This is a genomic window from Xanthomonas cissicola (assembly GCF_008801575.1).
GTDB lineage: Bacteria > Pseudomonadota > Gammaproteobacteria > Xanthomonadales > Xanthomonadaceae > Xanthomonas > Xanthomonas cissicola.
Window position 1 is genome coordinate 1 of record NZ_VZPL01000042.1, and the last position, 26,777, is coordinate 26,777.

Below are 26,777 nucleotides of genomic sequence, written 5' to 3' on the forward strand. Positions count from 1 at the left end.
GCGCCGGGTCTGCTTGCGCTTGCCCAGGCCCTCAGCGTCACCGAACGTCAGCTGCATAGATGATCCTCTACATGATGAGGCGGGTAGTGTCGCGTATCTGTGGTGCGTTGTTCAGAGCTTCCTTAGCCGGCTTGGCCAAGCGACGACAAATCAGCAAAATCGGTAGGAACGCGCCGCGACAGGGCGTTATCGATAATGCCCCATCGCGCACACGTGCGCTCCTACATATGCGCTGCGGTGATCAGCCCCCGCTACCGCCGCCGGCATGGATACCGCCACGCGTCAATGCCGTCGGGTCGAGCAATCGCCGCAGTTCCGCTTCGCCGAGCCCGCTGTCTTCCTTGGCCACATCCAGTACCGGCCGCTGCTCCTTGTAGGCACGCTTGGCGATCGCCGCGGCCTTTTCGTAACCGATGATGGGGTTCAGTGCCGTCACCAAGATGGGGTTGCGGTCCAACGCCTCGCGGACGCGCTCCTGACGCACCTTCAGACCGGCAATGGCGGTGTCGGCCAACAGGCGCGAAACGTTGCCCAGCAAGGTGATCGAATCCAGCAGGTTGTAGGCGATCAGCGGCAACGTCACGTTCAACTGGAAGTTGCCGGTTTGCCCGGCGATGGTGATGGCAGTGTGGTGGCCGATCACCTGCGCGCACGCCATCACGGTGGCTTCGGGAATCACCGGATTGACCTTGCCTGGCATGATCGAGCTGCCAGGCTGCAGCGCCGGCAGTTCGATTTCGCCCAGGCCCGCCAACGGGCCGGCATTCATCCAGCGCAAGTCGTTTGCGATCTTGAGCAGTGCCACCGCCAGCGCGTTGAGTTGGCCAGACAACTCCACCGCATCGTCCTGCGCGGCGAGTCCTTCGAACTTGTTTTCCGCGCTCTCGAACCTGGCTCCGCTCAGGGTGGACAAGGCCTTGGCGACCTTGCCACCGAAGCGCGGGTCGGCATTGATGCCGGTCCCGATCGCCGTGCCGCCCAGCGGCAAGCGTCGCAAGCGTTTGAGCGCGTCGTCGATACGCTCCTGCGCCGAACTCAGCTGCGCGGACCACGCGCCGAACTCCTGACCAAAGGTGAGCGGCATCGCGTCCATCAAATGCGTGCGACCGGTCTTGACGATCTTATCAAGCGATTTGGCGCGCTTGTCGATGGTCTTGCGCAGATGCTTGAGCGCCGGTTGCAGATGTTCCTGCACCGCCAGCAATGCCGACACGCGAATGGCGGTGGGCACCACATCGTTGGAACTCTGGCCCAGATTGACGTGGTCGTTGGGATGCACCGCATCCTTGCCGGCACGCGTGGCCAGGGTGGCAATCACCTCATTGGCATTCATGTTGGACGAGGTGCCCGAACCGGTCTGGTACACATCGATGGGAAACTGCGCATCGAAGCTGCCCTCGGCCACTTGCAATGCAGCGGCCTGCACGGTCTTGCCGATCGACTTCGGCAGCAATCCAAGCTCGGCGTTGACGCCGGCTGCCGCGGCCTTGATCAAGCCCAGCGCGCGAATGAAACCGCGCGGCATCGGCTGCCCGGACACCGGGAAATTATGCACCGCGCGCTGGGTCTGCGCGCCCCACAACGCGTCGGCGGGCACCTGCAATTCGCCCATGCTGTCGTGTTCGGTCCTGAAACGTTCGCTCATCTGCACTCTCCGCACATTGCTGATTTGTGGTGATGGATGGCTGGCGGCGGGCGTACCCACGCTGGCGAGACTGTCTACGATACTCGCACGCCGCGTTGCGACGATGTCGTCGCACGCTGTCGGCTAGACTGCCTGCTGATCATGACGAGATACCAAGCCGCCATGGGCGACGAGCCTGACTGTAGAAACGCACGTTCCGCATCGGTTGCCGCGACACTGCTCATGGCTACCGCACATGCGGTGGCACGCGGATGGACCGCTCCTGCAGCGCATGGAGGCGGCCATGTTGGGTAACGTCCTGCTGCTGTTGGTGGCATTGCTGCTGGTGCTGTTGAATGGATTTTTTGTCGCCGCCGAGTTCGCGCTGGTCAAGCTGCGGCACACGCAAGCGGTGGGCCTGGCGCAAACCAACGGCTGGCGCGGGCGCTTGTTGCTCGGTGTACACGCGCATCTGGATGCGTATCTGTCGGCCTGCCAGCTCGGTATCACGCTGGCTTCGCTCGGATTGGGCTGGGTCGGCGAGCCGGCTTTCGCACATCTGCTGCAACCGCTGTTCGATACGCTGGGCCTGTCGCCGGAAGCAGCACAATTCACTGCGCTGGCAATCGCCTTCAGCTTGATTTCGTTCCTGCATATCGTGCTGGGCGAACTGGCGCCCAAGACCATGGCGATCCGCCGCCCGGAACGCATGTCGTTGTGGACCGCTGCGCCGCTGTACGTTTTCTACTGGCTGATGTACCCGGCCATCTGGGTGCTCAATACCAGCGCCAACCGCTTTCTGCGCCTGCTCGGCTGGGGCGAGGTGGAACATCACTCGCATCGTTACTCACGCGAGGAACTGATGCTGATCGTCGGCCGCCAGGACCCGAACGCCGCTGCGCCCGACCAGGGGCTGGCCTTGATGAGCCACGCGTTGGAATTGCCGGATCTGGTCGCCGGCGATTTGATGCGCCCGCGCGAGCACATGCGCAGCCTGCGCGAAGGCATGACCCTGGAGACGGTGCTGGCCGAATTCAGTGAGTCGCGCTACAGCCGCTACCCCTGGTTCGATGCCGATGGCGAACAGGTACTCGGCATCCTGCACACCAAGGATTTGCTGGTGGCGATGGCACGCGGCCAGAACCTGGACGATCTGCGCCCCGCTGCTGCGCCCTCCCACCGTGCTGACCCTGGAAACGCCGATTCCCAACGCGCTGGAGCAATTCCGCACCGGCACCACCCATCTGGCGCTGTGCGTGGAAGAAGAAGGCCGCATCCTGGGCTTTTTCACCCTGGAAGACCTGCTGGAAGTGGTGGTTGGCGACATCAAGGACGAGCACCGACACGTGGTGAGCGATGCCCCGATCCGTGGCCAGGACGGCTCGCTGCTGGTCGCCGGCAGCACCTCGATCTTCCGCCTGGAACGCCTGCTCGGTCAGGACCTGAGCGCGCCGGACCACGTCAATTCGGTCGGCGGGCTGATCCTGTATGAGCTGCAGCGCCTGCCCGAGGAAGGCGAAACGCTGGAGCTGGATGGTCACCTGCTGACCGTGCGGCGCATGGCAGGCCATCGCATCCAGGCAGTCACGGTGCGCCCGGTGGGCGAAGCCGTCGACGCGGCCAGCTGATGCCGTCGATTCAGTCGGCGGACGCGCGAGCCGATTGGCCGATGCGAAACCAATAACGGTAATCGCGCGACTGCCCGCCGAACCGCACCCCGCGGATGGTCACGTCGTAGATCACACCCGGCTGCAGGCGCGGCACCCGGAACTGCAGGCTATTGGGCACCCCGAAACCCTCGTGGTCGTCGCTCAGGTTGCGTACCTGCAGCTGGCGTCCATCGCGCTCGCGGATCTGCACCTGCGCATCGGCGTAGTCGACATCGCGATTGGCGAACTTGCGCTTGCGGTCCGGCAATGCGGTGAACGACAACAGCGCATCGTCGGCGTAGTAGCGGCTCGGGTACTCGCCGATCGGCCAGGCGATGAAATCCTCACGCGTCCGCGCCGCGACGCCGACCGCCGGAACGAAGCGCAGCGCGGCACCGCTACTGAACGTGGCGCCGTCGCGACCGGCCACCATGCCGAAGGCGACGCGTTGCAGAAACGGATCCAGCAGCCAGCGCCGGTGCCCCAGTCCACCGGCGCTGACATTGTTGGCTTCGGTCAGCCACTCGATCACGATCTGTTCGGCGCTGGAGAAACGCAGCAGCGGCGAGCTGACTCCGCCGTAGATCAGGCTACGGCGCGCGCCCTTGGCTGCGGTGTCGGAATAGCAGCGCCAGTCCGGCGTCAGCGTATGGCTGAGGCGGCCGTTGGCGGCAATCACCAAGGCCGCCTGGGTGGCTTCGGGCTCGGCCGCCGGGTCGTCGTCGACCGCGTCGAGCCCGTGCAGCCGACGGATGTCGTTGATCAGCGCCAGCACGTGTTGCCGCTGCGCCGGCTGCAGGTCTCCGGCGCGGCAGCTGGCGATCGCAGGCGGGGTGCGATACAGCGCCGCCGCCTGCGCGGCGAAGTCGGCATCCTGCGCGGCGGCGGGCAGCGCGGCGGTAAAGATCGCAAAGGCGAGGCGAGCGAAGATCGGGCGCATGGCAGCCGGAACAGCGCAGGGAGCTCTACCATAAAGTGCAGGTCGCGCCATGTCGGGCTCCTCTGCCGCGCAGGTAGCCCGCCATTCAGCCATTCTGCCGTGGGCTTGGGAACCCGTTTTGCAGGGCACCGGGCCTGCCCGCAGCCTCGGCGGCGTAGAATGCTGGCCCCACCGTCACCGCTGCCTCTCCTGCCCATGTCGGATTCCGCTCTGCTCGCCCTGTCCCCGCTCGATGGCCGCTACGCCTCCAAAGTGGATGCGCTGCGCCCGATCTTCTCCGAATACGGCCTGATCAAGGCGCGGGTCAAGGTCGAAATCGAATGGCTGCTGGCACTGGCCGCCGAGCCGGGCATCGCCGAACTGGCGCCGTTCTCGCCGGCTGCCACGCAGCGGCTGCGCGCCCTGGCCGACGATTTCGGCGTGGCCCATGCCGCGCGGGTCAAGGAAATCGAGCGCACCACCAACCATGACGTCAAGGCGGTGGAGTACTTCATCAAGGAGCAGCTCAAGGACGATGCCGAACTCGGCCCGGCGCTGGAATTCGTGCACTTTGCCTGCACCAGCGAAGACATCAACAACCTGAGCTACGGGCTGATGCTGGAGCAGGCACGCCGTCAGGTGTTGCTGCCCAGCCTGGATGGTATTACCGCCGCGCTGCGCACCCTCGCCCACGCCCAGGCCGCCCAGCCGATGCTCTCGCGCACCCACGGCCAGACCGCCTCGCCCACCACGCTGGGCAAGGAAATCGCCAACGTGGTCGCGCGCCTGGAGCGCCAGCGTAAGCAGATCGCCGCGGTCGAACTGACCGGCAAGATCAACGGCGCGGTCGGTAATTACAACGCGCACCTGGTGTCGTACCCGGACCTGGACTGGTCGGCGTTCGCACAGCGTTTCGTGGAAAGCCTGGGTCTGGTGTTCAACCCCTACACCACCCAGATCGAGCCGCACGACAATGTGGCCGAAATCGGCGATGCCAGCCGCCGCGCCAACACCATCCTGATCGACCTGGCGCGCGACATCTGGGGCTATATCTCGCTGGGCTATTTCAAGCAGAAGCTGAAAGAGGGCGAAGTTGGCTCCTCGACCATGCCGCATAAGGTCAACCCCATCGACTTCGAAAATGCCGAGGGCAATTTCGGCATCGCCAACGCGCTGTTCGAACATTTCTCCGCCAAGTTGCCGATCAGCCGCTGGCAGCGCGACCTCACCGATTCCACCGTGCTGCGCGCACTCGGCACCGCGTTCGGCCATACCCAGGTCGCGCTGGATTCGCTGGCCAAGGGCCTGGGCAAGCTCACCGTCAACCCCGAGCGGCTGGATGCCGACCTGGATGCGGCCTGGGAAGTGCTGGCCGAAGCCGTGCAGACGGTCATGCGCCGCCACGGCCTGCCGAACCCCTACGAACAACTCAAGGCGCTGACCCGCGGCCAGGGCATCACCGCCGCCTCGATGCAGGCCTTCGTGGAAAGTCTGCAACTGCCGGAACAAGACAAGCAGCGCCTGCGCGCGCTCACCCCGGGCGCCTACAGCGGGCTGGCCGAGCAGCTGGCGCGCGCGATCTAAGCTGACCGAACCGCGAGCTTCGGTGGGAGCTTGCGAAGCGGGCCACGTCATCGACCTCATCGGCGAGGCTTCATCGGCATCAGCGCATGCCGATGACGCACGATCAAGGCCAGTGATGACGACGCCTCGCGTCGGATGCGTCGCACGGCCTTAGCGGACTGGATGGTTGGCGAGGACCTGCACATGGGTGACCTGACCGGACTGCTATCGTGCCGGCCTTGCTTTTCACCAGACCGGCGATGCGCGTCACCCACATGGCACTGTCCCTGCTGACGCTGGCAAGCGTCCTTGCACTGAGCGGATGCGGCGGCGACGGCCCCGCTGCGCGGGCGCTGTCGTCGGTCTCGTCCACGCCGACCGATCCGGCCAGCGGCTCAGACTGTGCCGGCAAAGATGTCCGGCTGACCCGCGATGACAGCGAATGGATCCTGCACGGCGCGTGCGGCACGGTCACCATCACCGCCTCGCGTGGCGCGATGAATCTAGACACCGCGCGCAGCATTCGGCTGGAGGGAAGCAAGGTCACGGTACTCAACAGGCAACTCGGTCAGCTCAGCGTGAGCGGTCACGACAACACGCTCAATCTGACCGATGTCGATCGCGTGGACATACAGGGCAACAGGAATCTGGTGCTGGCGCGCGCCGTGAAACAGGTGCGCTTTTCCGGCAACGACAACACCGTCAACCCTTCCAGCAACCCCTTACGAGACGAAGGTGATGTGATGCGCGCCGGTGCGCTACCGCGCGCGCGGCGATCGGCGTGCGCGGCAGGCGCCACCATGCCGCTCGCACGGCCATCAACACGAAGAAGCGATCGGAATCGCTGGCCAGCCCCGCAGCGGCGAACGGGAGCCGGCTCGCTGCACGCCGCACAGGTGCACATCCGGCTCGGGCAGTCGACAATAGGCCATTGGCGCCGGCCGATGCCGCGCACCGCACTCTCTATCTACATCGTGTAAGGACCCCACATGGCCGTACGTAAAGCGACCCCACTTGCCATCGAAGTCCAGGCCCGTCCGGGACAGCCGCTGGGTATGCCGGTCGAGCGTTTCCTGCGCAATTACTGGCACAAGCACCCGCTGTTGATCCGCAATGCGTTCGCGGATTTCGCCTCGCCGCTGCAGCCGGAAGATCTGGCCGGGCTGGCCTGCGAAGACGGCGTGCTGGCACGCCTGATCAGCCACGACCGCGCCACCGACGGCTGGGACGTGCGCACCGGCCCGTTCCAAGAAACCGATTTTCCCGGCCTGCCCGACCATTACTGGACCTTGCTGGTGCAGGACGTGGACAAATGGGACGCCGACGTGCGTGCCCTACTGGAGCACTTCCGCTTCCTGCCGCGCTGGCGTATCGACGACATCATGATCAGCTTCGCCGCCACTGGCGGTTCGGTGGGCGCGCATGTCGACCACTACGACGTGTTCCTGCTGCAGGGCCAGGGCCACCGCCGCTGGCAGATCGACGCGCGCACCGTCCAGGGCCGCAAGGCCACGCCTTTGGCGTTCCGCGACGATGTCGAACTCAAGCTGCTACGCGAGTTCAAGCCCACCCACGATTGGGTGCTGGGCCCGGGCGACATGCTCTACCTGCCGCCGCTGATCCCGCACCACGGTGTGGCCGAAGACGCCTGTCTGACCTTCTCCATCGGCACCCGCGCACCGTCCTCGGCCGAGTTGATCGGCGATTACCTGGACACCTTGATTGCCGATGCCGACGAGGCCGTGCGCTATCACGACGAAGACCTCAAGGTGCCGGCCGACCCCTACGAAATCGACGTCACCGCGATGAACCGCGTGGTCGCTGCGCTCAATGCGCTGCGCATGAACGACCCCGACCGTCTGGGCGACTGGTTCGGCCGTTTCATGACCACCTACCGCGCCTCCGGCGACGTGGTGCCGGCGCCCGAGCCGATCCCGCGCGAAGCGGTCGAGCAGGCGCTGGAAGAAGGCGTGCTGCTGCACCGCCACCCGTGGTCGCGGCTGGCCTGGCGGCGCGCCAAGCGCGGCGCCACGCTGTTCTGCAGCGGCCTGGAGTTTGCGCTGTCGGCCAAGGACGCGTCCCGTCTGGCCGCGGCCGAAGAGATCGACGGCACGTTGTACGCGCAGTTGTCCCCGCGTGGCCGCGAGGTGGTACTGGAGCTGCTGGCACACGGCCACTACCAGCGCGCCCACGAAGATGCCGAGGACGCCATCGCAGACGACGACCACGCGCATGCGCTGAGCGTGTCGGCCGACCACGACGACGAAGACGCCGAGGACGACGCGCCGGAGGCGGACGAAGACATCGATGCCGACGCCGATGTCGAACAGGTTGCCGACGCTGCCGATACCCCGCCAGAGGCGCTGGAGGCCGATGTCGAGCCCGGCGACGATGCCGAAGCCGAGCAGGACGTCGACAGTGCGATCGCCGACGAGACCGATTCCGACGACAGCGACGACACCACCAAGCCCGCATGAGCGCGCACGCCAGACCGCAGATCGTCACGCTGGACCCGGCCGCCGACGCCGCGGCGCTGCGTGCGCTGCGGCTGGCCTGCGCCACCGACACCGACACCGCTGGCGCCACCGGCGGTGTCCAGTGGGATGCATTGGACCCGCTCAGCCTGCATCTGGCCGTACGCGCCGAGGGCCAGCTGATCGCCTCGGTGCGGCTCACCGCCGACCGCCGCCTCGACCGGCTCGGCGTTCTGTCCAACTGGCGCCGCCGTGGCGTGGCGGACCAACTGCTCGCTGCCGCAGTCGACGCGGCACGGCAGCGCGGCTGGCCTGGCCTGCGCGCATGTCCCAGCCCTGCTGCGGAAGCGGTCTTCGCGCGCCTGGGCTTTCTGCCCGACGCTGGCACCCTCTCCTCACCCGAGCGCATTGGCCAGACCCACGATGCGCCCGGTACCGTCGTGCACCGTCGCCTCGACGGCCCGATGGCAGTGGACTCCTTCACCGCAGCCTTGGCCGCCACCACCGGGCTGCTGTGCGCCGCGCGCCGCCAGGTGCTGATCTACACCCGCGCCCTGGACCCGGCCCTGTTCGACAACGCCGCGGTGCTCGACGCGCTGCGTCGTTTCGCCACCGCCCGCCACGAGAAGCGTGTACATGTCCTGGTGCAAGACACCGCCAGTGCCGCGGCCAGCAGCAGCGCGATGCTGCGCCTGGCACAGCGCCTGCCCAGCGTGTTCCGGTTCCGCGCGGTCAGCGACCCGGTCGATGCAAGTTTTGCATCGGTCTATGTTGTCGGCGACGACGCCTACTACTTTCGTCCAACAGATCATCGCTTCGATGATGGCGAAACCTGGCTGTCGGGCGCAGCGCGCAGCCGCCAGCTGGAGCGCGAATTCGCGCAGATATGGGAGCGCAGCGCGCTCTGGAACGAGCCGCGCGCGCTCGGCATCTGACGCCGCAGCGCCCCTTGCACGTAGGCGCGCGCGCGATTGGTCTACCCCGTCGGTCAGCTTGCAGACGCCCCCTCACTAGCGCAAGGGGGTATAATTTTTCGAGATTTGAGACCGACCGATAGGGCATCTCGCCCTGCCGCTTCCGCACAATCATCCCCACAGCAGACCCGACTTACCATCGTGGATAATCTCCTAAAGCAGTTCGCGCAGTCATCGCAACTCGCCGGCGGCAACGCCGCCTATATCGAGGATCTGTACGAGCAGTACCTCGTCGCCCCGGACAGTGTCGATCCGAAGTGGAAGAGCTACTTCGATGGTTTCGAAGGTCGCGGTGCCGGTGATGTGCCGCACTCGGCGGCCATCGCCCACATCCTCGCCGCCTCCAAGCAGGCTGCCAATGCCGGCACCGGCGCAGGCGCCAGTGACGAGCGCGAGCGCAATGTCGGCCGTCTGATCACCGCCTACCGCGCCCGTGGCCACCTCGGCGCCCAGCTCGACCCGCTGGGCCTGGTCCCGCCGGTCAACCCGCCCGACCTGGACCTGCCGTTCCACAGCCTGTCCCAGGCCGATCTGGACAGCGAGTTCAGCACCGGCGGTGTCGGCGGCCAGCCGCGGATGAAGCTCAAGGAGCTGCTGACGCGCCTGAAGGCGACCTACGCCAGCAGCATCGGCGCCGAGTTCATGCACATCCAGGAGTTCGATCAGCGCCAGTGGATCTACAAGCGCCTGGAAGACGCCGGCGGCAAGATTGCCGGCGATTCGGCAAGCCGCAAGCGCACCCTGGAGCGGCTCACCGCTGCCGAGGGCCTGGAGCGCTACCTGCATACCAAATACGTCGGCCAGAAGCGTTTCTCGCTGGAAGGCGGCGATTCGCTGATCCCGATGATGGACGAGATCATCCGCCAGTCCGGCAACGATCAGGTCAAGGACATCGTGATCGGCATGGCCCACCGCGGCCGCCTCAACGTGCTGGTCAATACGCTGGGCAAGAACCCGCGCAAGCTGTTCGACGAATTCGAGGGCAAGTTCGAGCATGCCCATGACGACCGTGCGCACACCGGCGACGTCAAGTACCACATGGGCTTCTCGGCCGATATCGCGGTGGGCACCGACAAGCAGGTCCACCTGGCGCTGGCCTTCAACCCCTCGCACCTGGAAATCGTCGACCCGGTCGTGGTCGGCAGCGTGCGTTCGCGCCAGGAGCGTTTCGGCGATGCCGAGCGCAAGAGCGTGTTGCCGATCCTGATCCACGGCGATGCCGCATTCGCCGGCCAGGGCGTGGTGATGGAGCTGTTCCAGATGTCGCAGGCGCGCGGTTTCGCGGTCGGCGGCACCGTGCACATCGTCGTCAACAACCAGATCGGCTTCACCACCAGCACCCGCGACGACGCCCGCTCCACGCTGTACTGCACGGACGTGGCCAAGATGATCGGCGCGCCGGTCTTCCACGTGAACGGCGACGATCCGGACGCGGTGATGTTCGTGTCCAAGCTGGCTTACGAGTTCCGCCAGCAGTTCAAGAAGGACGTGGTCATCGACCTGGTCTGCTACCGCCGCTGGGGCCATAACGAAGCCGACGAACCGGCAGCGACCCAGCCGGTGATGTACCAGACCATCCGCAAGCACAAGACCACCCGCGAGCTGTACGCCGCCAAGCTGGAAAGCGAAGGCGTGCTGAGCGCCGACGAGGCCAAGGCGCTGGTGGACGGCTACCGCAACAAGCTGGATTCGGGCGAGTACACCACCGAACTGGCCAAGCGCAAGCCGGACGAATTCGCCATCGATTGGTCCAGGTACCTGGTCGGCACCGCTGCCGATCCGGTGGACACGCGCGTCAAGCGCGACCAGCTGGACCGCCTGGCCAGGCTGATCACCACCATCCCCGAAGGCGTCGAACTGCACGCCCGCGTGGCGAAGATCTACGAAGATCGCGTCAAGATGGCCGCCGGCGATCAGCTCGGCGACTGGGGCTTTGCCGAGAACCTGGCCTACGCCACCTTGCTGGCCGAAGGCCACAAGCTGCGCTTGGTTGGGCAGGACGCCGGCCGCGGCACGTTCTTCCACCGTCACGCGATCCTGCACGACCAGAAGACCGACGACTACTACCTGCCGCTGCGCCAACTGGTGCAGAACCCGGAAGACGCAACTGTCATCGACTCGTTGCTGAGCGAAGAAGCGGTGATGGGCTTCGAATACGGCTACTCCACCACCGACCCGAATGCGCTGTGCATCTGGGAAGCGCAGTTCGGCGATTTCGCCAATGGCGCGCAGGTGGTGATCGACCAGTTCATCGCCGCCGGCGAGGCCAAGTGGGGCCACATCGCGGGCCTGTCGCTGTTCCTGCCGCATGGCTACGAAGGCCAGGGCCCGGAACACAGCTCCGCACGTCTGGAGCGCTTCCTGCAGCTGTGCGCGCTGGAGAACATGCTGGTCTGCGTGCCGACCACGCCGGCGCAGTGCTTCCACATGATCCGCCGCCAGATGCGCATGACGACCCGCAAGCCGCTGGTGGTGATGACGCCCAAGTCGTTGCTGCGCCACAAGCTGGCGGTGTCGAGCCTGGAAGAACTGGCCGACGGGCAGTTCCAGCATCTGATCCCGGACGCCAAGGCCGACGCGGCCAAGGTCAGGCGCGTGGTGCTGTGCTCGGGCAAGGTCTATTACGACCTGCTCGAAGACCAGACCAAGCGTGGCCAGGACGATGTCGCCATCCTGCGCGTGGAGCAGCTGTATCCGTTCCCGCGCGCGCAGCTGGCGGCCGAACTGAAGGCCTATGCCAACGCCACCGATGTGGTGTGGTGCCAGGAAGAACCGCAGAACCAGGGTGCGTGGTACCAGATCCGCCACCACCTCAACTTCTGCCTGGCCGGCGGTCAGAGCCTGCATTACGCCGGCCGCGCCCGTTCGCCCTCGCCTGCCGCCGGCCACATGGCCGACCACATCATCGAGCAGCAGAAGCTGGTCGCCGATGCGCTGCTCAACCCGTTCAACGACCAAGTCGCTGAATAACTCCTCTTCCCCAAAGAACGAAAACCCTAGGACGCTCCCCGAATGGCCACCGAAGTCAAAGTTCCGGTACTGCCCGAATCCGTTTCCGACGCCACCATCGCCAGCTGGCACAAGAAGGCCGGCGAAGCGGTCAAGCGCGACGAGAATCTGGTCGACCTGGAAACCGACAAGGTCGTGTTGGAAGTTCCTTCGCCGGTCGACGGCGTACTGAAGGAAATCAAGTTCGAAACCGGCAGCACGGTCACCAGCAACCAGATTCTGGCGATCATCGAAGAAGGCGCTGTGGCTGCGGCGGCACCAGCTGAAGAGAAGCAGGCCACTGCCCCGGCTGCGACTGCTGCGGCACCGGCTGCCGCTCCGGCACCGGCAGCCGCCGCGGCGCCTGCTGCTTCCAAGTTCGCTGCCGATTCGCTGCCGCCAGGTGCGCGTTTCTCCGCGATCACCCAGGGCGTGGATCCTTCGCAGGTCGAAGGCACCGGCCGTCGTGGCGCGGTGACCAAGGAAGACATCGTCAACTTCGCCAAGGCCGGCGGCGTCGGCAAGGCCTCTGGTGCCCGCCCGGAAGAACGCGTGCCGATGACCCGCGTGCGCAAGACGATCGCCAAGCGCCTGATGGAGTCCAAGAACTCCACCGCGATGCTGACCACCTTCAATGAAGTCAACCTGGCCAAGGTGTCGGCCGCGCGCAAGGAGCTGCAGGACGAGTTCCAGAAGGCGCACGGCATCAAGCTCGGTTTCATGAGCTTCTTCGTCAAGGCTGCCGCCAACGCGCTGCAACGCTTCCCGCTGGTCAACGCCTCGATCGACGGCGACGACATCATCTATCACGGCTACAGCGACATCTCGATCGCGGTGTCGACCGACAAGGGCCTGGTCACGCCGGTGCTGCGCAACGTCGAGCGCCAGTCGTTCGCCGATGTCGAGCAAGGCATTGCCGACTACGCCGCCAAGGCGCGCGCCGGCAAGCTGGGCCTGGACGACCTGCAGGGCGGCACCTTCACCATCACCAACGGCGGCACCTTCGGCTCGCTGCTGTCCACCCCGATCATCAACCCGCCGCAGAGCGCCATCCTGGGCATGCACGCGATCAAGGAACGTCCGATCGCCGAGAACGGCCAGGTCGTGATCGCGCCGATGATGTATCTGGCGCTGTCCTACGACCACCGCATCATCGACGGCAAGGACTCGGTGCAGTTCCTGGTCGACATCAAGAACCAGCTGGAAAACCCGGGCCGCATGCTGTTCGGCCTGTAAGCGCCGGGAATCGGGAATGGAGATACGGGAATGGGACAAGCGCCCATGGACCGCTCCATTCCCGCCTGGACCTGGATGGGACGCCAAGGGCGCGTGCGCTATTGCGATTCCCCATTCCCTATTCCCCATTCCCGTGAGCAAATGAAATGAGCGAACAATTCGACGTCGTCGTCATCGGTGCCGGTCCGGCCGGTTATCACGCCGCCATCCGTGCGGCGCAGCTGGGCATGAAGGTCGCCTGCATCGACGCGGCCCTGGGCAAGGACGGCAAGCCGGCACTGGGCGGTACCTGCCTGCGCGTGGGCTGCATTCCGTCCAAGGCGCTGCTGGATTCCTCGCGCCAGTTCTGGAACATGGGCCACCTGTTCGGCGACCACGGCATCAGCTTCAACGACGCCAAGATGGACGTGCCCACCATGATCGGCCGCAAGGACAAGATCGTGAAGCAGTTCACCGGCGGCATCGCGATGCTGTTCAAGGCCAACAAGATCACCCCGTACTACGGCTTCGGCCAGTTGCAGCCGGGCAACATCGTCAAGGTGACCCAGCATGAAGGCGGCGAGATCGAGCTCAAGGGCACCAACGTGATCCTGGCGGCCGGTTCGGAATCGATCGAACTGCCGTTCGCCAAGTTCGACGGCGACACCATCGTCGACAACGTCGGCGGCCTGGATTTCACCGCCGTTCCCAAGCGTCTGGCCGTCATCGGTGCCGGCGTGATCGGCCTGGAGCTGGGCAGCGTGTGGAAGCGCCTGGGCGCCGAGGTGACCATCCTCGAAGCGCTGCCGGACTTCCTGGCCCTGGCCGATGCCGAAGTGGCCAAGACCGCCTTGAAGGAATTCAAGAAGCAGGGCCTGGACATCAAGCTGGGCGCCAAGGTCGGCAAGACCGAGATCACCGGCAGCGGCGACGCCAAGCAGGTGGTGCTCAGCTACACCGACGCGACCGGCGAGCAGACCCTGACCGTGGACAAGCTGCTGGTGGCCGTGGGCCGCAAGGCCGCCACCAAGAACCTGCTGGCCGAAGGCACTGGCGTCAAGGTCACCGACCGCGGCCAGATCGAGGTCGACGGGCATTGCCACACCGGCGTGGATGGCGTGTGGGCGATCGGCGACTGCGTGCGCGGCCCGATGCTGGCGCACAAGGGCTTCGAGGAAGGCATCGCGGTGGCCGAATTGATCGCCGGCCTGCCGGGTCACGTCAATTTCGACACCATTCCGTGGGTTATCTACACCGAGCCGGAAATCGCCTGGGTCGGCAAGACCGAGCAGCAGCTCAAGGCCGAGGGCGTCGCCTACAAGGCCGGCAGCTTCCCGTTCGCAGCGATCGGCCGCGCGGTGGCGATGGGCGAGCCGGCCGGCTTCGTCAAAGTGATCGCCGATGCCGAAACCGACCGCGTGCTGGGTATGCACCTGGTGGGCGTGGGCGTTTCCGAGCTGGTGCACGAAGGCGTGCTGACCATGGAGTTCAACGGCTCGGCCGACGACCTGGCCCGCATCTGCCACGCGCACCCGACGCTGTCCGAAGCGATCCACGATGCCGCGATGGCGGTGAGCAAGCGCGCGATTCATAAGGCCAATTAAGTCGGGAATCGGGAGTGGGGAATCGGGAATCGTAGAAGCGCTCCCATCACTTCACTCTTCATGCTGACGCCGGACCCAGGTCCGGCGTCATGCGTTCCGGCTTCTGTAGTTGCGTTGACCCATTCCCGATTCCCCACTCCCGATTCCGGTTCCCATGAAAAGCCTCTGCGTCTACTGCGGCTCCAATGCCGGCAACAAACCCGCCTATGTCGAGCGCGCGATTGCGTTGGGCGATCGCATCGCCAAGCAGGGCCTGCGCCTGGTGTACGGCGGCGGCAACGTTGGCTTGATGGGCACCGTGGCCAATGCAGTGCTGGCGGCCGGCGGTGAAGTGACCGGGGTGATCCCGCAGCAACTGGCCGATTGGGAAGTGGCGCACCGCGGGTTGACCACGCTGGAAATCGTCGGCTCCATGCATGAGCGCAAGATGCGCATGTTCGAGCTGTCCGATGCCTTCGTTGCCCTGCCCGGCGGCTTCGGTACCATGGAAGAGATCTTCGAGATGCTGACCTGGCGCCAGCTCGGCATCGGCAACAAGCCGTGCGCCTTTCTGGACATCGAAGGTTTTTACGCACCGCTGATTGGCATGATCGACCGCATGGTCGAAGAGCGCTTCCTGCATCCAGACCAGCGCGCCGACCTGTGGTACGGCGCCGATATCGAGCAGATGCTCGAATGGATGCGGCACTACACTCCGGCGCAGGCGTCGAAGTGGATCGACGAGAAGCGTCGCTCCACCCTGGTGTAAGCGTTAGCCGCCCCGTCTCTTCGACGCGGCGGCACTGCATGCATCCGCGCGGCGGGGCACTGCGCGCATCACCACGGCATCGACCAGTGCGATGGCGGCCAGCGACGCACTCCACGGCGAGGTTCAGACCGCGCGCAGTGCGGTCGCACAACATCGCCTCGATCTGCCAGCTTGCAACGGCAGTCACGATGGCCGCAGCAACCCGCGACATCGCCTCGCATAGAATGGCGGCGATGCTCGATACCCTCGCCGCTGACGCGCACCACAGCCTGGACATCAAGCACAGTCGCTTTCTGGCCCGCGCTGCCGCACTGGAGACTCCCGCGCATGCGCTGGAGATCGTGCAGCGCGTGGCAGTGCCGGATGCCACCCACAACTGCTGGGCCTACCGGTTCGGGCAGGACTACCGCTCCAGCGACGACGGCGAGCCAAGCAGCACCGCCGGCCGGCCGATCCTGGCCGCCATCGACGGCCAGGGCTTCGATCGGGTGGTGGTCGTGGTCACGCGCTGGTATGGCGGCATCAAGCTCGGGGCCGGCGGGCTGGTGCGTGCCTACGGCGGTACCGCGGCCGAGTGCCTTCGGCTTGCAACGCGACAGCCATTGATCGCGTTGTCGCGGGTGCAGGTGCAGTGCCGGTTCGACGATCTGGGCCTGGTGCACGCCGCACTGGCGGCCTTCCATGCCGACAAACTGGACGAACGCTTCGACGCCGAAGGTGCAGCGTTGCGTGTGCAACTGCCTGCCGATCAGCTCGCCGGCTTGAAAACCCGCCTGTGCGACGCCACTCGCAATCGTGTCCACCTCTCAACCCCGGAAGCCGCATGACCCAGCCAGCCGCTGCACGTCCCAGCCCGTTGCGGAAGCTGGGCAGCCTGCGCACCTTGTGGCCCTTCATCCAACGCCAGCGCGGCCTGTTCGTTGCCTGGATGGTCGCGCTGACGATTTCCGCTGCCGCCACACTGAGCCTGCCGGCAGCGGTCAAGCGCATGATCGATCAAGGCTTCTCCGGCGATGCGCAGATCAATCAGGCGTTCGCGCTGTTGTTCGTAGTCTCGGTGGTGCTGGCGGTGGCGACCGCTGCCCGCTTCTATTTCGTCGCACTGCTGGGCGAAAAAGTGGTCGCCGACCTGCGTGGCCGGCTGTACGCACACCTGATCGGCCTGGACGCCGGATTTCATGACCGCAGCCGCAGCGGCGAACTGGTGTCACGCCTGTCGGCCGACAGCGAATTGCTGCGTGGGCTGATCGGCAGCACCATGTCGGTGGCCTTGCGGAGCGTGGCAACGGTCATTGGCAGCGTGGTGATGTTGTTCGTCACCAGCCCGCGTCTGGCCGGCTTCACCTTGATCGGCATCCCGCTGGCGGTACTGCCGATCGTGCTGGGCGCACGCCGCCTGCAGAAGATTTCGCGCGCAAGCCAGGACCGCGTGGCCGACGCCAATACGCTGGCGGCCGAAACCCTGGGCGCCGTGCGCACCGTGCAGGCGCATGCGCGCGAGCGTTACGAAAGCCAACGTTTCAGTACGGCACTGCTGACCGCCATCGACACCGCAAAGGTGCGCATCCGCACCCAGGCCACCGTGACCGCAGTGGCGATCATGCTGATCTTCGGTGCGATCGTCGCGGTGTTGTGGCTGGGCGCGCACGATGTGATTTCTGGCCGCATGACGCCCGGCACGCTGGGCCAATTCGTGCTGTACGCGCTGATCGGCGGCGGTTCGGTCGGTGCACTGGCCGAGGTCTGGAACGAGTTGCAGCGTGCCGCCGGCGGCATGGGCCGGGTGAGTGAATTGCTCGACGAACAACCGCTGATCGTGGCGCCGGCCACGCCGCAGGCCTTGCCGCAGCCGCTGCGCGGCGCGATCCATTTCGACCAGGTGGTCTTCCATTACCCGCAACGCCCGGACGCGCCGGCGCTGGACGGGTTCGACCTGCATGTCAGCCCCGGCGAAACCGTGGCGCTGGTGGGTCCGTCCGGAGCGGGCAAGAGCACGGTGCTGTCGATGCTGCTGCGTTTCCACGACCCGGTCAGCGGCAAGGTGCGCATCGACGACATCGACCTGCGCGACGCCGACCCGGTCCTGCTGCGCGAGCACATCGCGCTGGTACCGCAGCAACCCACGTTGTTTGCCGCCAGCGCCGCCGACAACATCCGCTACGGGCGCCTGCACGCCAGCGATGCCGAGGTGGAAGCGGCGGCGGCGGCGGCCGAAGCCGATGTCTTCATCCGCGCCCTGCCCCAGGGCTACGCCAGCGAACTCGGCGAGCGCGGCACGCGCCTGTCCGGCGGCCAGCAGCAACGCGTGGCGATTGCGCGTGCGCTGCTCAAGGATGCCCCGATCCTGCTGCTGGACGAAGCCACCAGCGCGCTCGATGCGCACAGCGAGCGCGCCGTGCAGCAGGCGCTGGAGCGGCTGATGGAAGGCCGCACCACGTTGGTGATCGCGCACCGCCTGGCCACCGTACTCAAAGCCGACCGCATCGTGGTGATGGATGCCGGCCGCATCGTCGCGCAGGGTACGCATGCGCAGTTGATCGCCGAAGGCGGTCTGTATGCGGAGCTGGCGCGGCTGCAGTTCATCGACCAATGAGCCCCGCCAGGCGCCGTGGTTCCAGCGATGGCACCAGGCGCACCTAGCGAAACGACTGCGCTCACCGCGATGCGGGCGCGCCGGTGCTCGGAATCGGCATGCACCGCTCGTACACTGCGGTTACCGCGGCTCGTCCATCCTCGCCGGACGAGTTGCCGCTGCAATCGCTAGCCCCACTTCGCCTGTCTGGTCTCACCGGCCACGCCGGCCGTGCGCTCCCACGCAATCCGATGTGACCCCATGCCGCGCCCCAGAACCACCCTTCGCCAGCTGAGCTATTTCGTCGCGCTGGCAGATACCGGCAGCTTTACCCGCGCCGCCGAGCAGATGGGCGTCTCGCAGCCATCGTTGTCGCAGCAGATCCGCGCATTGGAAGCGATCATCGGCGCGCCGCTGTTCGAGCGCGGCACGCAGGCGATCCTGACCCCGCTGGGGCGCGATCTGCTCGACCGCGCACGCAGCATCCTGCTCGATGTCAACGATCTGGAAGAGGTCCGCGCCACCGCCGCCGATACCTTGATCGGCACCATCCGCCTCGGCGTCTCGCCCACGCTCGGCGCCTATCTGATGCCCAGCCTGGTGGCACGTTTGCATCGCGAGCATCCGGCCCTGCGCGTGCATGTGCGCGAAGGCCTGCCAACCGCACTCGCCGCCGACCTGAGCAACGGCACGCACGATCTTGTCCTCGCGCAACTGCCGGTGGCCGGCCGCGGCCTGCACAGCGAGCGGCTGTTTCGCGAATTGCTGCATGTGGCCATGGCTGCCGATCATCCGCTGCGCACCAAGGCCTGCATCACCCCGGCCGACCTGCGCGGCGCCAACTTGCTGACCTTGATGCCGGAATACCGATTGGCAGAACAGGTTGCCGCGATCGCCATGGATGTGGGCGCCAATGTCTTGCGCGATTACGAAGGCACCAGCCTGGACGCGATCCGCCAGATGGCCGGCATGGGCATGGGTCTTGCCTTGCTCCCGGACCTGTACGTGCGCCAGGAAATCCGCGAAGGCGACGACGTGGTGGTTCGGCCGGTCAAAGGCGGGCGCTACTATAGGGAGATCGGTCTGCTCTGGCGCCAGGATGCCGGTCGCGCACCGGCCTTCGGTTTGATCGCCAATCTGCTGCGCGCGGTGGCTGCATAGGAAAATCCTATGTGCCGAATAAGCGCCATGGCCTTGTTTGCGGGCCGGCAACTCGTCAATGCTTCACTGAACTCATCAACGGATATCGAATGGCGGCCAAGCGGATTGGATGGCGGGAAGCGGCGAGCTGGCTGACGGAAATTGTCGGACCGGACATGCCGTATGTGCGCCTGACCCTGGTGTACGGCGTTGCGATCAGCCTGCTCTCGCTGGCCACGCCGATCTCGGTGCAATTGCTGATCAACAGCGTTGCCAACACCGCGCTGCCCACGCCGCTGTGGACGTTGTCCGGCCTGCTGCTGGGCCTGCTGTTGCTGTTGGCGGCACTCAGCGCGATGCGGGTGTGGGTGATGGCGCTGTTCGAACGTCGCCTGTTCGCACGCGTGGTGGCGGAGATCACCGTGCGCGCGGTACATGCACAGAACCCGTTCTTCGCCGACCAGAACCGCGGCGATGTCTTCAACCGCTACTTCGATCTGGTGGTGGTGCAAAAGGCAGTGCCCAGCCTGGCGGTCGGTGCATTCACCATCGTGCTGCAGTCGGCGGTCGGCTTGATCGTCACCAGCTTCTATCACCCGTTTTTCCTCGGCTTCAACGCGCTGCTGCTGCTGACCATCTTCTCGATCTGGATGATCTGGTCGCGCGGCTCGATCCGCTCGGCGGTCGAACTGAGCCAGGCCAAGCACAATGCCGCGCATTGGCTGGAAAGCGTCGGCGGCTCCAACGGGTTCTATAAATCCAGCCGCCATCTCAACTTTGCGATGGATCGCTCGGAAAAGGTGACCGCCGACTATGTCGACCGGCATCGGCGCCATTTCCGCTACACCTTCACCCAGACGCTGGCGTTCCTGCTCACCTATGCGGTCGCCAGCGCGGCGCTGCTGGCACTGGGCGGCAGCCTGATCCTGCGCGGCGAGCTATCGATCGGCCAGCTGGTGGCAGCCGAGCTGATCCTGAGCGCGGTGTTCTACGGCATCGCACAGTTGGGCAGCTACCTGGACATGTTCTACGACCTGGTGGCCAGTGCGGAGGAATTGTCGCTGCTGTACGCCATCCCCCAGGAGCGCCCGGTGCTTGCCGCCGGCGAGGCGCCGCGCAACAGCGGGGTACGCCTGGATGGCGTGGTGATCGAGGGCGCGCGTTTCGATTTCGCGCTGGAAGCCGGCGAGCAGTTGGTCACGCTGGCCGATGGCGGCGCCGAGCGCCTGCTGGCCATGGTGCTCAAGCGCCACGTGGTTCCCGACCGCGGGCTGGTGATGGTGGGCGGCGCGGACATGGCCACCTTCGATATGTACCTGCTGCGTTCGGAAGTCACCGTGCTCGACCGCCCGACCATCGTGGAGGTCACCATTCGCGAATACCTGGCGATGGCCTCGGCCGATGTGACGTCCGAAGCGATGCTGCAAGCCATCGACGCGGTGGGCTTGCGCGCGCGCATCGCCGCGTTGCCGCAAGGCCTGGACACCCGGCTTGCCGCGTCCGGGTTCCCGCTGTGGATCGGCGAGGTCATGGCGCTGAAGCTGGCCAATGCACTGTTGGTGCGCCCGCGCGTGCTGATGCTGTCGCAGCTGTACGACCTGATCCCGGCCGAGCGACTGACCCAGGTTCTGCGACGCTTGAAGGATGCAGGAACCACCGTGCTGCTGTGCACCGGGCGGCCGGAGGACATCACCCTGGATGGCTGGTTCCGGCTGGAGCCGCAGCGCCAGCAACGCTACGCCACACGCGCCGAGTTGATCGCATCCACGCAGGAGGTGCCGCATGCCGCACGCCCCTGATCGCATGGCGCATTTCCCGACCCTGGCGGCAATGCGACCGCCCAGCATCGCCAAGGCGGTCGCCTGGATGCTGTTGATCGGCATCGGCATCGCTGCGGCGATCCTGGCACTGGCGCCGTGGGTGCAGACCGCCAGCGGCAAAGGCCAGGTCGTGTCGCTGGATCCCAGCGACCGGCAACAACCGGTCACCGCCTTCGTGCCGGGCCGCGTCGAGCGCTGGTACGTGCATGACGGCCAGCATGTTGCCAAGGGCGACCCGATCGCGCGTGTCGGCGATCTGGACCCGGACCTGCTCACCCGCCTGGCCAGCGAGCGCGCGCAGGCGCAGGCGGAAATCGCCGCCATCCAGCAATCGCGCGCGGTGGCCAGCATCGATGTGGCGCGCAGCAGGCAATTGCTGGCCGAAGGCCTGGCCGGCCGCCGCGACTACGAGCTGACCCAGATCAAAGTAGCCGAAGCCGACGCCAAGCTGGCCGAATCGCGCGCCAAGCTGACCCGCATCGACATCCAGTTGAATCGCCAGTCTGCACAGCTGGTGCGCGCCCCGCGCGACGGCCGCGTGCAGCAGCTCAATGCCGCCAGCGGCAGCGCCATGGTTTCGCCGGGCACCGTGCTGGCGGTGATCGCGCCGGAACGGGTGGAACGCGCGGTCGAGCTGTACATCGACGGCCGCGACGTGCCGCTGATCCGTCCCGGCCGTCCGGTGCGGCTGGAATTCGAAGGCTGGCCGGCGATTCAATTCAGCGGTTGGCCGTCGGTGGCGCACGGCATGTTCGACGGCCGGGTGCGCGCCATCGACCCCAACGCCGCGCCCGATGGGCTGTTCCGCATTCTGGTGGAGCCGATGCCGGGCAAGCCGGCGTGGCCGGCGCAGGAATTCGCCCGCCAGGGCGGCAAGGTGCGCGGCTGGGTGCAGGGCGAAACGGTCAAGGTCGGCTACGAGCTGTGGCGCCAGCTCAACAACTTCCCGCTGGAATTCGGCCGGCGCCCGGCTGCGGCCACGCAGGAAGACGGCAAGGCCAAGCCGGCCGCACCCAAGTCCGAAGACGAAGCGACGGGCAAGAAATGATCGGCCGTCTTGTCGTCCTGTTGATCGCACTCTGCCCCGGTGCGGTATTCGCCCAGGCCGCTGCGCTGACGCTGGATGAGGTGCTGCAGTCGTCGGCACGCTCGGCACCGCAGATCGTCGAAGCGCTGGCCAAGGTGCGCCAGGCCGAAGGCAAGGGCCTCTCGGCCGATGGCGCCTTCGACACGGTGTTCGACATCGAAGGCCGCTCGCGCGAGGCCGGCTATTACGACGGCAGTACGATCGAAACCGGGGTCAAGCGGCCGTTCGAAGAGAACGGCGGCTATTACTACGGTGGCTACCGCTCCTCGCGCGGCTCCTTCCCGATCTACGAAGACAAGTCCTATACCGATCGCGGCGGCGAAGTGAAGGTCGGCGCGCTGTACGCGCTGCTGCGCGACCGCGTGATCGACGAACGCCGCACCAAGCGCAGCATCGCCAGCACCGACATCGATGTGGCCAAGTACGAGGCGGAAATGGTGGCCATCGGCGTGCAGCGGCGCGCAGTGGATGCCTACCAGAACTGGGTCGCCGCCGGGCTGAAGTTGCGCGCCTACAACGAGCTGCTGCAACTGGCCGAGCAACGCCGCAATGCGATTTCGCGCCAGGTCACGCTCGGTGCGCGCCCCACCATCTTGCTGACCGAAAACGACCAGAACCTGGTGCGCCGTCGCGCCTTGGTGGTCCGCTCGGAACAGGACTTCGCCAACGCGGCCAACGCCTTGTCGCTGTATTTGCGCGACGACGCCGGCATGCCGCTGGTCGTTTCCGCCGAACGCCTGCCGGCCGACACCTCGGCGCTGGAAGGACTGGCCGGCGCCAGCAAGATCACCGCGCCGGTGGAGCGCCCGGACTACCGCGCCGTGCTGACCCGCATCGACCAGGCCACCGCGCGGCTGATGCTGGCGCAGAACGATCTCAAACCGCGCCTGGATGTCAGCGTGGAAGTCAGCAAGGATCTGGGCCCGCCTGGCGTCGGCGGCCCGAACCGGTCGCTGACCGACGCCATCATCGGCTTTCGTTTCAGCGTGCCGCTGGAAAACCGCGCCGCCCGGGGCCGCGTGGCCGAAGCGCGCGCCGAGATCGAAGCGTTGGATCAGCGCAGCCGTTTTCTGCGCGACCAGATTTCGATCGAGGTCGAATCGATCGTCATTTCACTCAATGGCGCCGAACGGCTGGCCAAGATCGCCGATGAGGAACGCGGCCTGGCAGACCGCCTGGCGGCCGCCGAGCGGCGGCGCTTCGAGCTGGGCTCGGGTGACTTTTTCCTGGTCAATCAGCGCGAGGAAACCGCCAACGACGCGCGCGTACGCCTGATCGATGCGCAGGCACGCATCGCCTCCGCGCGTGCCGAACTGGCGGCGGCCACCGCCGACCGGGATGCCTTGCAGCTGAGTCGTTGATGGGTCGGCTGCGCGTCGGGCGGACGCGGTGATGCCGGGCAATTGCGCGGTTGTGCGAGCGACCTCGCGATGCCGCTGCTTGGCATCCTGTGGGTTGAAGCAAAGCCTCCGCAGCGGACGCACTCAACCGCCACGCAGGTGGCTGGCTGTCGTGTCCAGCGACGCTTCAGCGCCCTTGAAGCCTTGTCGAACCCGAGGCTGCAGCTGTCTGCTCCCTCGCTGCTAGGCAGCCGCCTCTGCAACGCACGCGTGCACGGCAGCTTGTCGACGTGAAAAATCACGTCGTCGCCTCGCCTCGCCTGACGAGCTCAACCAACAGGTCTGCATCCCTTACCGCATGACGACGTTTGGATAACACCTGCGTGCGCATGCTCGCGGTACCGGCCCGCGCGCCGGGCGTGCGGATCCATCGCGATCCGCACTGCAACCTTAGGAACTTTCGGAGGTGCGTATGTCTTTCCGGCAATTTCCCGCAATCGGCGCAGATGGCGAGCCTTACGTCATCATCGAATTTCGCGACGAGCAACAACCCCGCGCAACCCCACAGTCGGCGCCGCGTTACGAGCTTCCCGATGGCCGACATCTGCAACGTCAGGGGCAGCGCTTCGTCACCGACGGCGGTGAGCTGCGCCTGTCCGCACTATAGGAACGGCCCCAAGACCTCGCGCGTCGTCATCTTGCAGCGTTGGGCGGCGCGGGGTGTACGAGGAGAAGATGCCGATTCAGGGACGCGACTGCCAAAAACGACGACGTCGTCCAGCTCGCCACCTCAAACGGCACTGGTCAATTTTTGACCAGCCACCGCACACCCCTTGCGCTGCAAGGGCTGCGCGCAGTTATCCACATGCTTGTGCAAGTTTCATCCACACCCTGTGTGGATGAAACGATGGCGATGGGAACGGGCTTCGTTGCGCCACTAGTCACCGGAACGCTCCAGCACCCGACCGATCCCACTGCGATCGATCTCGCTCGCTGCTTGCGCCAATGCCGCACGATCGCTTGCCACCTCGAAGCCGATACGGAAATGCAGCTCGCCAACCGGCGTGCGCGATGAGTGGATCGACGACAGGTTCACCCCATGCCGCTCAAACACATGCAACAAGGCACGCAGCGAGCCGGGCTGGTCTTCGGGCAGATACACGCTCAAAGTCAGCGGTTCGGTGAGATCGGCCAGCAGATAGCCCACGCGCTCGTAGGTGTAATTGCCTGCCGCAAGCGCGTCGTGCTGCAGGGCTTGCGCGTTGTCGTGCAGGAATTGGGTGCGGAACTGCGCACGCGCGGCATCGTCGCCCTGCCCGACCAGGGCGCGCAGCTGCTGCAACTGCAGCAGCAACCGGTCGAGCATCTCGCCCACATACGGGTTACCGAACTGGATGTCTTCGTAGATCGAGGGATTGAGCGAAAGAATACGCGCGATCACTGCGGTATCCAGTTCGAACGACGCCGAGCGGTACGGCATCAGCGCGCGCAGCTCGCCCAGCAGCGGTGCGTAGTCGCGCAAGGTGCCGGCCTGCGCCAGGTGAGTGGCGTGCACCATCGCCTGCACCAGCGCCATCACGCGGTCGTGGTGCTCTGGCGTTGCGTACACGCATTCGGCCTGCAGCGCGCTGCACAAGCTCTGCACCCATGCCGACCAGTGTCGCAGCCGCGCTTGGCAGACCACCATCACGCGCCCTTTCAAGGTCGGTGATTTTGGCGGTGCGGTCATCGGATGCAGGCCGACCACGTCCGCCTGCGAGGTCAGCATTGCAGCGACCGGTGCCTGTTTGATCGAGGTGACATCCAGCCACAGCTGCGCTGCGGCGCGTGCGCCGGTGAGTTCCACATACCGCTCGATCAATGCGGCAGTGTGGCGAATCGGCGCGGCGAACATCAGCACGTCGGCACGCTGCGCCAGCGTGGCCTCATCCATGCTGTCGCTGTCGGCCGGATCGGACCCGATCACTTCCAGCTGCATGCGCGTGCGCAGGAACTGTGCCAGCCAGCGCCCGTACGCACCGGCGATGCCGACGATGCCGACCACCGGCTGTGCGATCATGCCAAGCGCTCGACGGCAAATCGTGGCGTTGCGGCAAGTGCGGCCGGCGCCGCGGCCAGCACGTCGAACTCCTCGAACCCCGCAGCCAGGGTCGCTTCCAGCGCGCTGTGCACGCCGCTGAGTGCGTGGCCCACCGCCTGCTCGAATGGCACGTCGCGCAACAGCAGGCCGATCAGCAGCGCCATCAGCACATCGCCGGTACCGGCAACATCCACAGGCAGGTGCGGGCTGGCCCAGCGATACACCGCCGTGTCGCTGACCGCCAACGTCACCAGCTCACCCGCGGCACCGGCCACGCTGTGCGCAAGCACCCACTGCGGCCCACGTGCCAGCAATGCGCGCGCGGCGACGATGGCATCGTCCTGTTCCAGGCTCGGCAAGCCGGTCAACCGCCCCAACTCGAATGCGTTGGGCGTCACCAGCCAGGCGTGCGGCAGCAAACGCTCGGCGAACACGCGCTCCAGCCCGGGTTCCACATACGGGCCGGTGTACGTGTCGCCAATCACCGGGTCCAGGCAGTAGCGCAGCTGCGGGGCCTGCGGCAAGGTCTGCGCCAGCCAGTCGGCGAAGGCTTCGCCGTTGGCCAGGCTGCCGAAATAGCCGGACACCAGCATGCGTGCACGCTGCGGCAGGCCACGTTCGGTGGCGCCCAGCAGCAAATCCGCCAGCCAGTCGGCCGGCAGGATGCGCCCGCGCAGGGTGGCGTAGAACGGCGCGTTGCTCAGCAGGGTGGTGGGCACTTCGGCCACACGCAGTCCCAGCGCGCGCAGCGGCGGCACCGCAGCGCTGTTGCCGGCATGGCCATAGACCAATTGCGATTGCACCGAAATCACGTCGATCGGCGAAGGGCCATCCGGACGCTGGCGGCGACCATGGACGAGGTGGCTGTCGGTTGCATCGCTCATGCGGGCGGCCGTGCTGGAAAAGAGGGCACCGATTATCCGCATAACCTTGCAAGGATGTCGTGGATGAACGACGTCACCGGCAGTTTTGGCAATACC

Annotated in this window: 18 protein-coding genes and 2 pseudogenes; 16 read left to right on the top strand and 4 right to left on the bottom strand. The window is 66.1% G+C overall.

The window, feature by feature from the left end:
* Nucleotides 1-241: 241 nt before the first annotated feature.
* Entirely contained in the window at nucleotides 242-1,645 is a 1,404-nt protein-coding gene (locus F7R02_RS16430; RefSeq protein ID WP_078589748.1) for a class II fumarate hydratase, read from the bottom strand.
* A gap of 283 nt (nucleotides 1,646-1,928) precedes the next feature.
* Here F7R02_RS16430 and F7R02_RS16435 point away from each other — a divergent pair.
* A pseudogene (locus tag F7R02_RS16435) lies at nucleotides 1,929-3,252 on the top strand (hemolysin family protein).
* A 10-nt stretch (nucleotides 3,253-3,262) separates the two neighbouring features.
* On the opposite strand, the gene F7R02_RS16440 reads toward F7R02_RS16435, so the two are convergent.
* Nucleotides 3,263-4,213, bottom strand: coding sequence for a CAP domain-containing protein (locus F7R02_RS16440; protein WP_078589749.1), 951 nt, complete (start codon nucleotides 4,211-4,213; stop codon nucleotides 3,263-3,265).
* Between the two features lie 195 nt (nucleotides 4,214-4,408).
* On the opposite strand from F7R02_RS16440, the gene purB reads away from it, so the two are divergent.
* The 15 genes and pseudogenes from purB (at nucleotide 4,409) to F7R02_RS16515 (ending at nucleotide 24,384) form a co-directional block, all read left to right on the top strand.
* Nucleotides 4,409-5,776, top strand: a complete 1,368-nt coding sequence (gene purB, locus F7R02_RS16445) for an adenylosuccinate lyase (protein WP_078589750.1) — start codon at nucleotides 4,409-4,411, stop codon at nucleotides 5,774-5,776.
* A 239-nt stretch (nucleotides 5,777-6,015) separates the two neighbouring features.
* Nucleotides 6,016-6,489 (top strand): annotated as a pseudogene (locus F7R02_RS16450) (DUF3060 domain-containing protein); the annotation flags it as partial.
* Nucleotides 6,490-6,744: 255 nt separating this feature from the next.
* Nucleotides 6,745-8,232 carry a ribosomal protein uL16 3-hydroxylase gene (locus F7R02_RS16455; protein ID WP_078589751.1) on the top strand — a complete coding sequence of 496 codons (1,488 nt, stop codon included), beginning with the start codon at nucleotides 6,745-6,747 and terminating at the stop codon, nucleotides 8,230-8,232.
* Nucleotides 8,229-9,164, top strand: coding sequence for a GNAT family N-acetyltransferase (locus F7R02_RS16460; protein WP_078589752.1), 936 nt, complete (start codon nucleotides 8,229-8,231; stop codon nucleotides 9,162-9,164). Before F7R02_RS16455 ends, F7R02_RS16460 begins: the two co-directional genes overlap by 4 nt.
* 180 nt (nucleotides 9,165-9,344) lie before the next feature.
* Nucleotides 9,345-12,173 (top strand): 2-oxoglutarate dehydrogenase E1 component, encoded by a 2,829-nt coding sequence (locus tag F7R02_RS16465; protein ID WP_078589753.1) that lies wholly within the window; start codon nucleotides 9,345-9,347, stop codon nucleotides 12,171-12,173.
* A 42-nt stretch (nucleotides 12,174-12,215) separates the two neighbouring features.
* Entirely contained in the window at nucleotides 12,216-13,427 is a 1,212-nt protein-coding gene (sucB, locus tag F7R02_RS16470) for a dihydrolipoyllysine-residue succinyltransferase (protein ID WP_078589754.1), read from the top strand.
* Nucleotides 13,428-13,573: 146 nt separating this feature from the next.
* Nucleotides 13,574-15,010, top strand: a complete 1,437-nt coding sequence (gene lpdA, locus F7R02_RS16475; protein WP_005913750.1) for a dihydrolipoyl dehydrogenase — start codon at nucleotides 13,574-13,576, stop codon at nucleotides 15,008-15,010.
* Between the two features lie 154 nt (nucleotides 15,011-15,164).
* Nucleotides 15,165-15,758: an LOG family protein gene (locus tag F7R02_RS16480; protein WP_078589755.1), complete on the top strand. Its 594-nt coding sequence runs from the start codon at nucleotides 15,165-15,167 to the stop codon at nucleotides 15,756-15,758.
* 224 nt (nucleotides 15,759-15,982) lie between these two features.
* Nucleotides 15,983-16,585: an IMPACT family protein gene (locus F7R02_RS16485; RefSeq protein ID WP_167521047.1), complete on the top strand. Its 603-nt coding sequence runs from the start codon at nucleotides 15,983-15,985 to the stop codon at nucleotides 16,583-16,585.
* Nucleotides 16,582-18,351 (top strand): ABC transporter transmembrane domain-containing protein, encoded by a 1,770-nt coding sequence (locus tag F7R02_RS16490; protein ID WP_016849804.1) that lies wholly within the window; start codon nucleotides 16,582-16,584, stop codon nucleotides 18,349-18,351. Before F7R02_RS16485 ends, F7R02_RS16490 begins: the two co-directional genes overlap by 4 nt.
* 240 nt (nucleotides 18,352-18,591) lie before the next feature.
* Nucleotides 18,592-19,491 carry a hydrogen peroxide-inducible genes activator gene (locus F7R02_RS16495; protein ID WP_078589756.1) on the top strand — a complete coding sequence of 300 codons (900 nt, stop codon included), beginning with the start codon at nucleotides 18,592-18,594 and terminating at the stop codon, nucleotides 19,489-19,491.
* A gap of 89 nt (nucleotides 19,492-19,580) precedes the next feature.
* Nucleotides 19,581-21,269 carry an ATP-binding cassette domain-containing protein gene (locus F7R02_RS16500; protein WP_078589757.1) on the top strand — a complete coding sequence of 563 codons (1,689 nt, stop codon included), beginning with the start codon at nucleotides 19,581-19,583 and terminating at the stop codon, nucleotides 21,267-21,269.
* A complete protein-coding gene (locus F7R02_RS16505; RefSeq protein WP_005913738.1) occupies nucleotides 21,253-22,338 on the top strand; it encodes an efflux RND transporter periplasmic adaptor subunit in 1,086 nt (361 codons plus the stop codon). The genes F7R02_RS16500 and F7R02_RS16505 overlap by 17 nt, the downstream gene beginning before the upstream one ends.
* Entirely contained in the window at nucleotides 22,335-23,738 is a 1,404-nt protein-coding gene (locus F7R02_RS16510; protein ID WP_033484206.1) for a TolC family protein, read from the top strand. The genes F7R02_RS16505 and F7R02_RS16510 overlap by 4 nt, the downstream gene beginning before the upstream one ends.
* A 451-nt stretch (nucleotides 23,739-24,189) precedes the next feature.
* Entirely contained in the window at nucleotides 24,190-24,384 is a 195-nt protein-coding gene (locus tag F7R02_RS16515) for a hypothetical protein (RefSeq protein WP_003483645.1), read from the top strand.
* Between the two features lie 270 nt (nucleotides 24,385-24,654).
* Here F7R02_RS16515 and F7R02_RS16520 read toward each other — a convergent pair whose 3' ends face one another.
* The gene (locus tag F7R02_RS16520) at nucleotides 24,655-25,776 is read right to left on the bottom strand and encodes a prephenate dehydrogenase (RefSeq protein WP_003483643.1); all 1,122 of its coding nucleotides are present in this window, start codon (nucleotides 25,774-25,776) and stop codon (nucleotides 24,655-24,657) included.
* Nucleotides 25,773-26,681, bottom strand: a complete 909-nt coding sequence (pdxY, locus tag F7R02_RS16525) for a pyridoxal kinase (RefSeq protein WP_078589758.1) — start codon at nucleotides 26,679-26,681, stop codon at nucleotides 25,773-25,775. The genes F7R02_RS16520 and pdxY overlap by 4 nt, the downstream gene beginning before the upstream one ends.
* Between the last annotated feature and the right edge of the window lie 96 nt (nucleotides 26,682-26,777).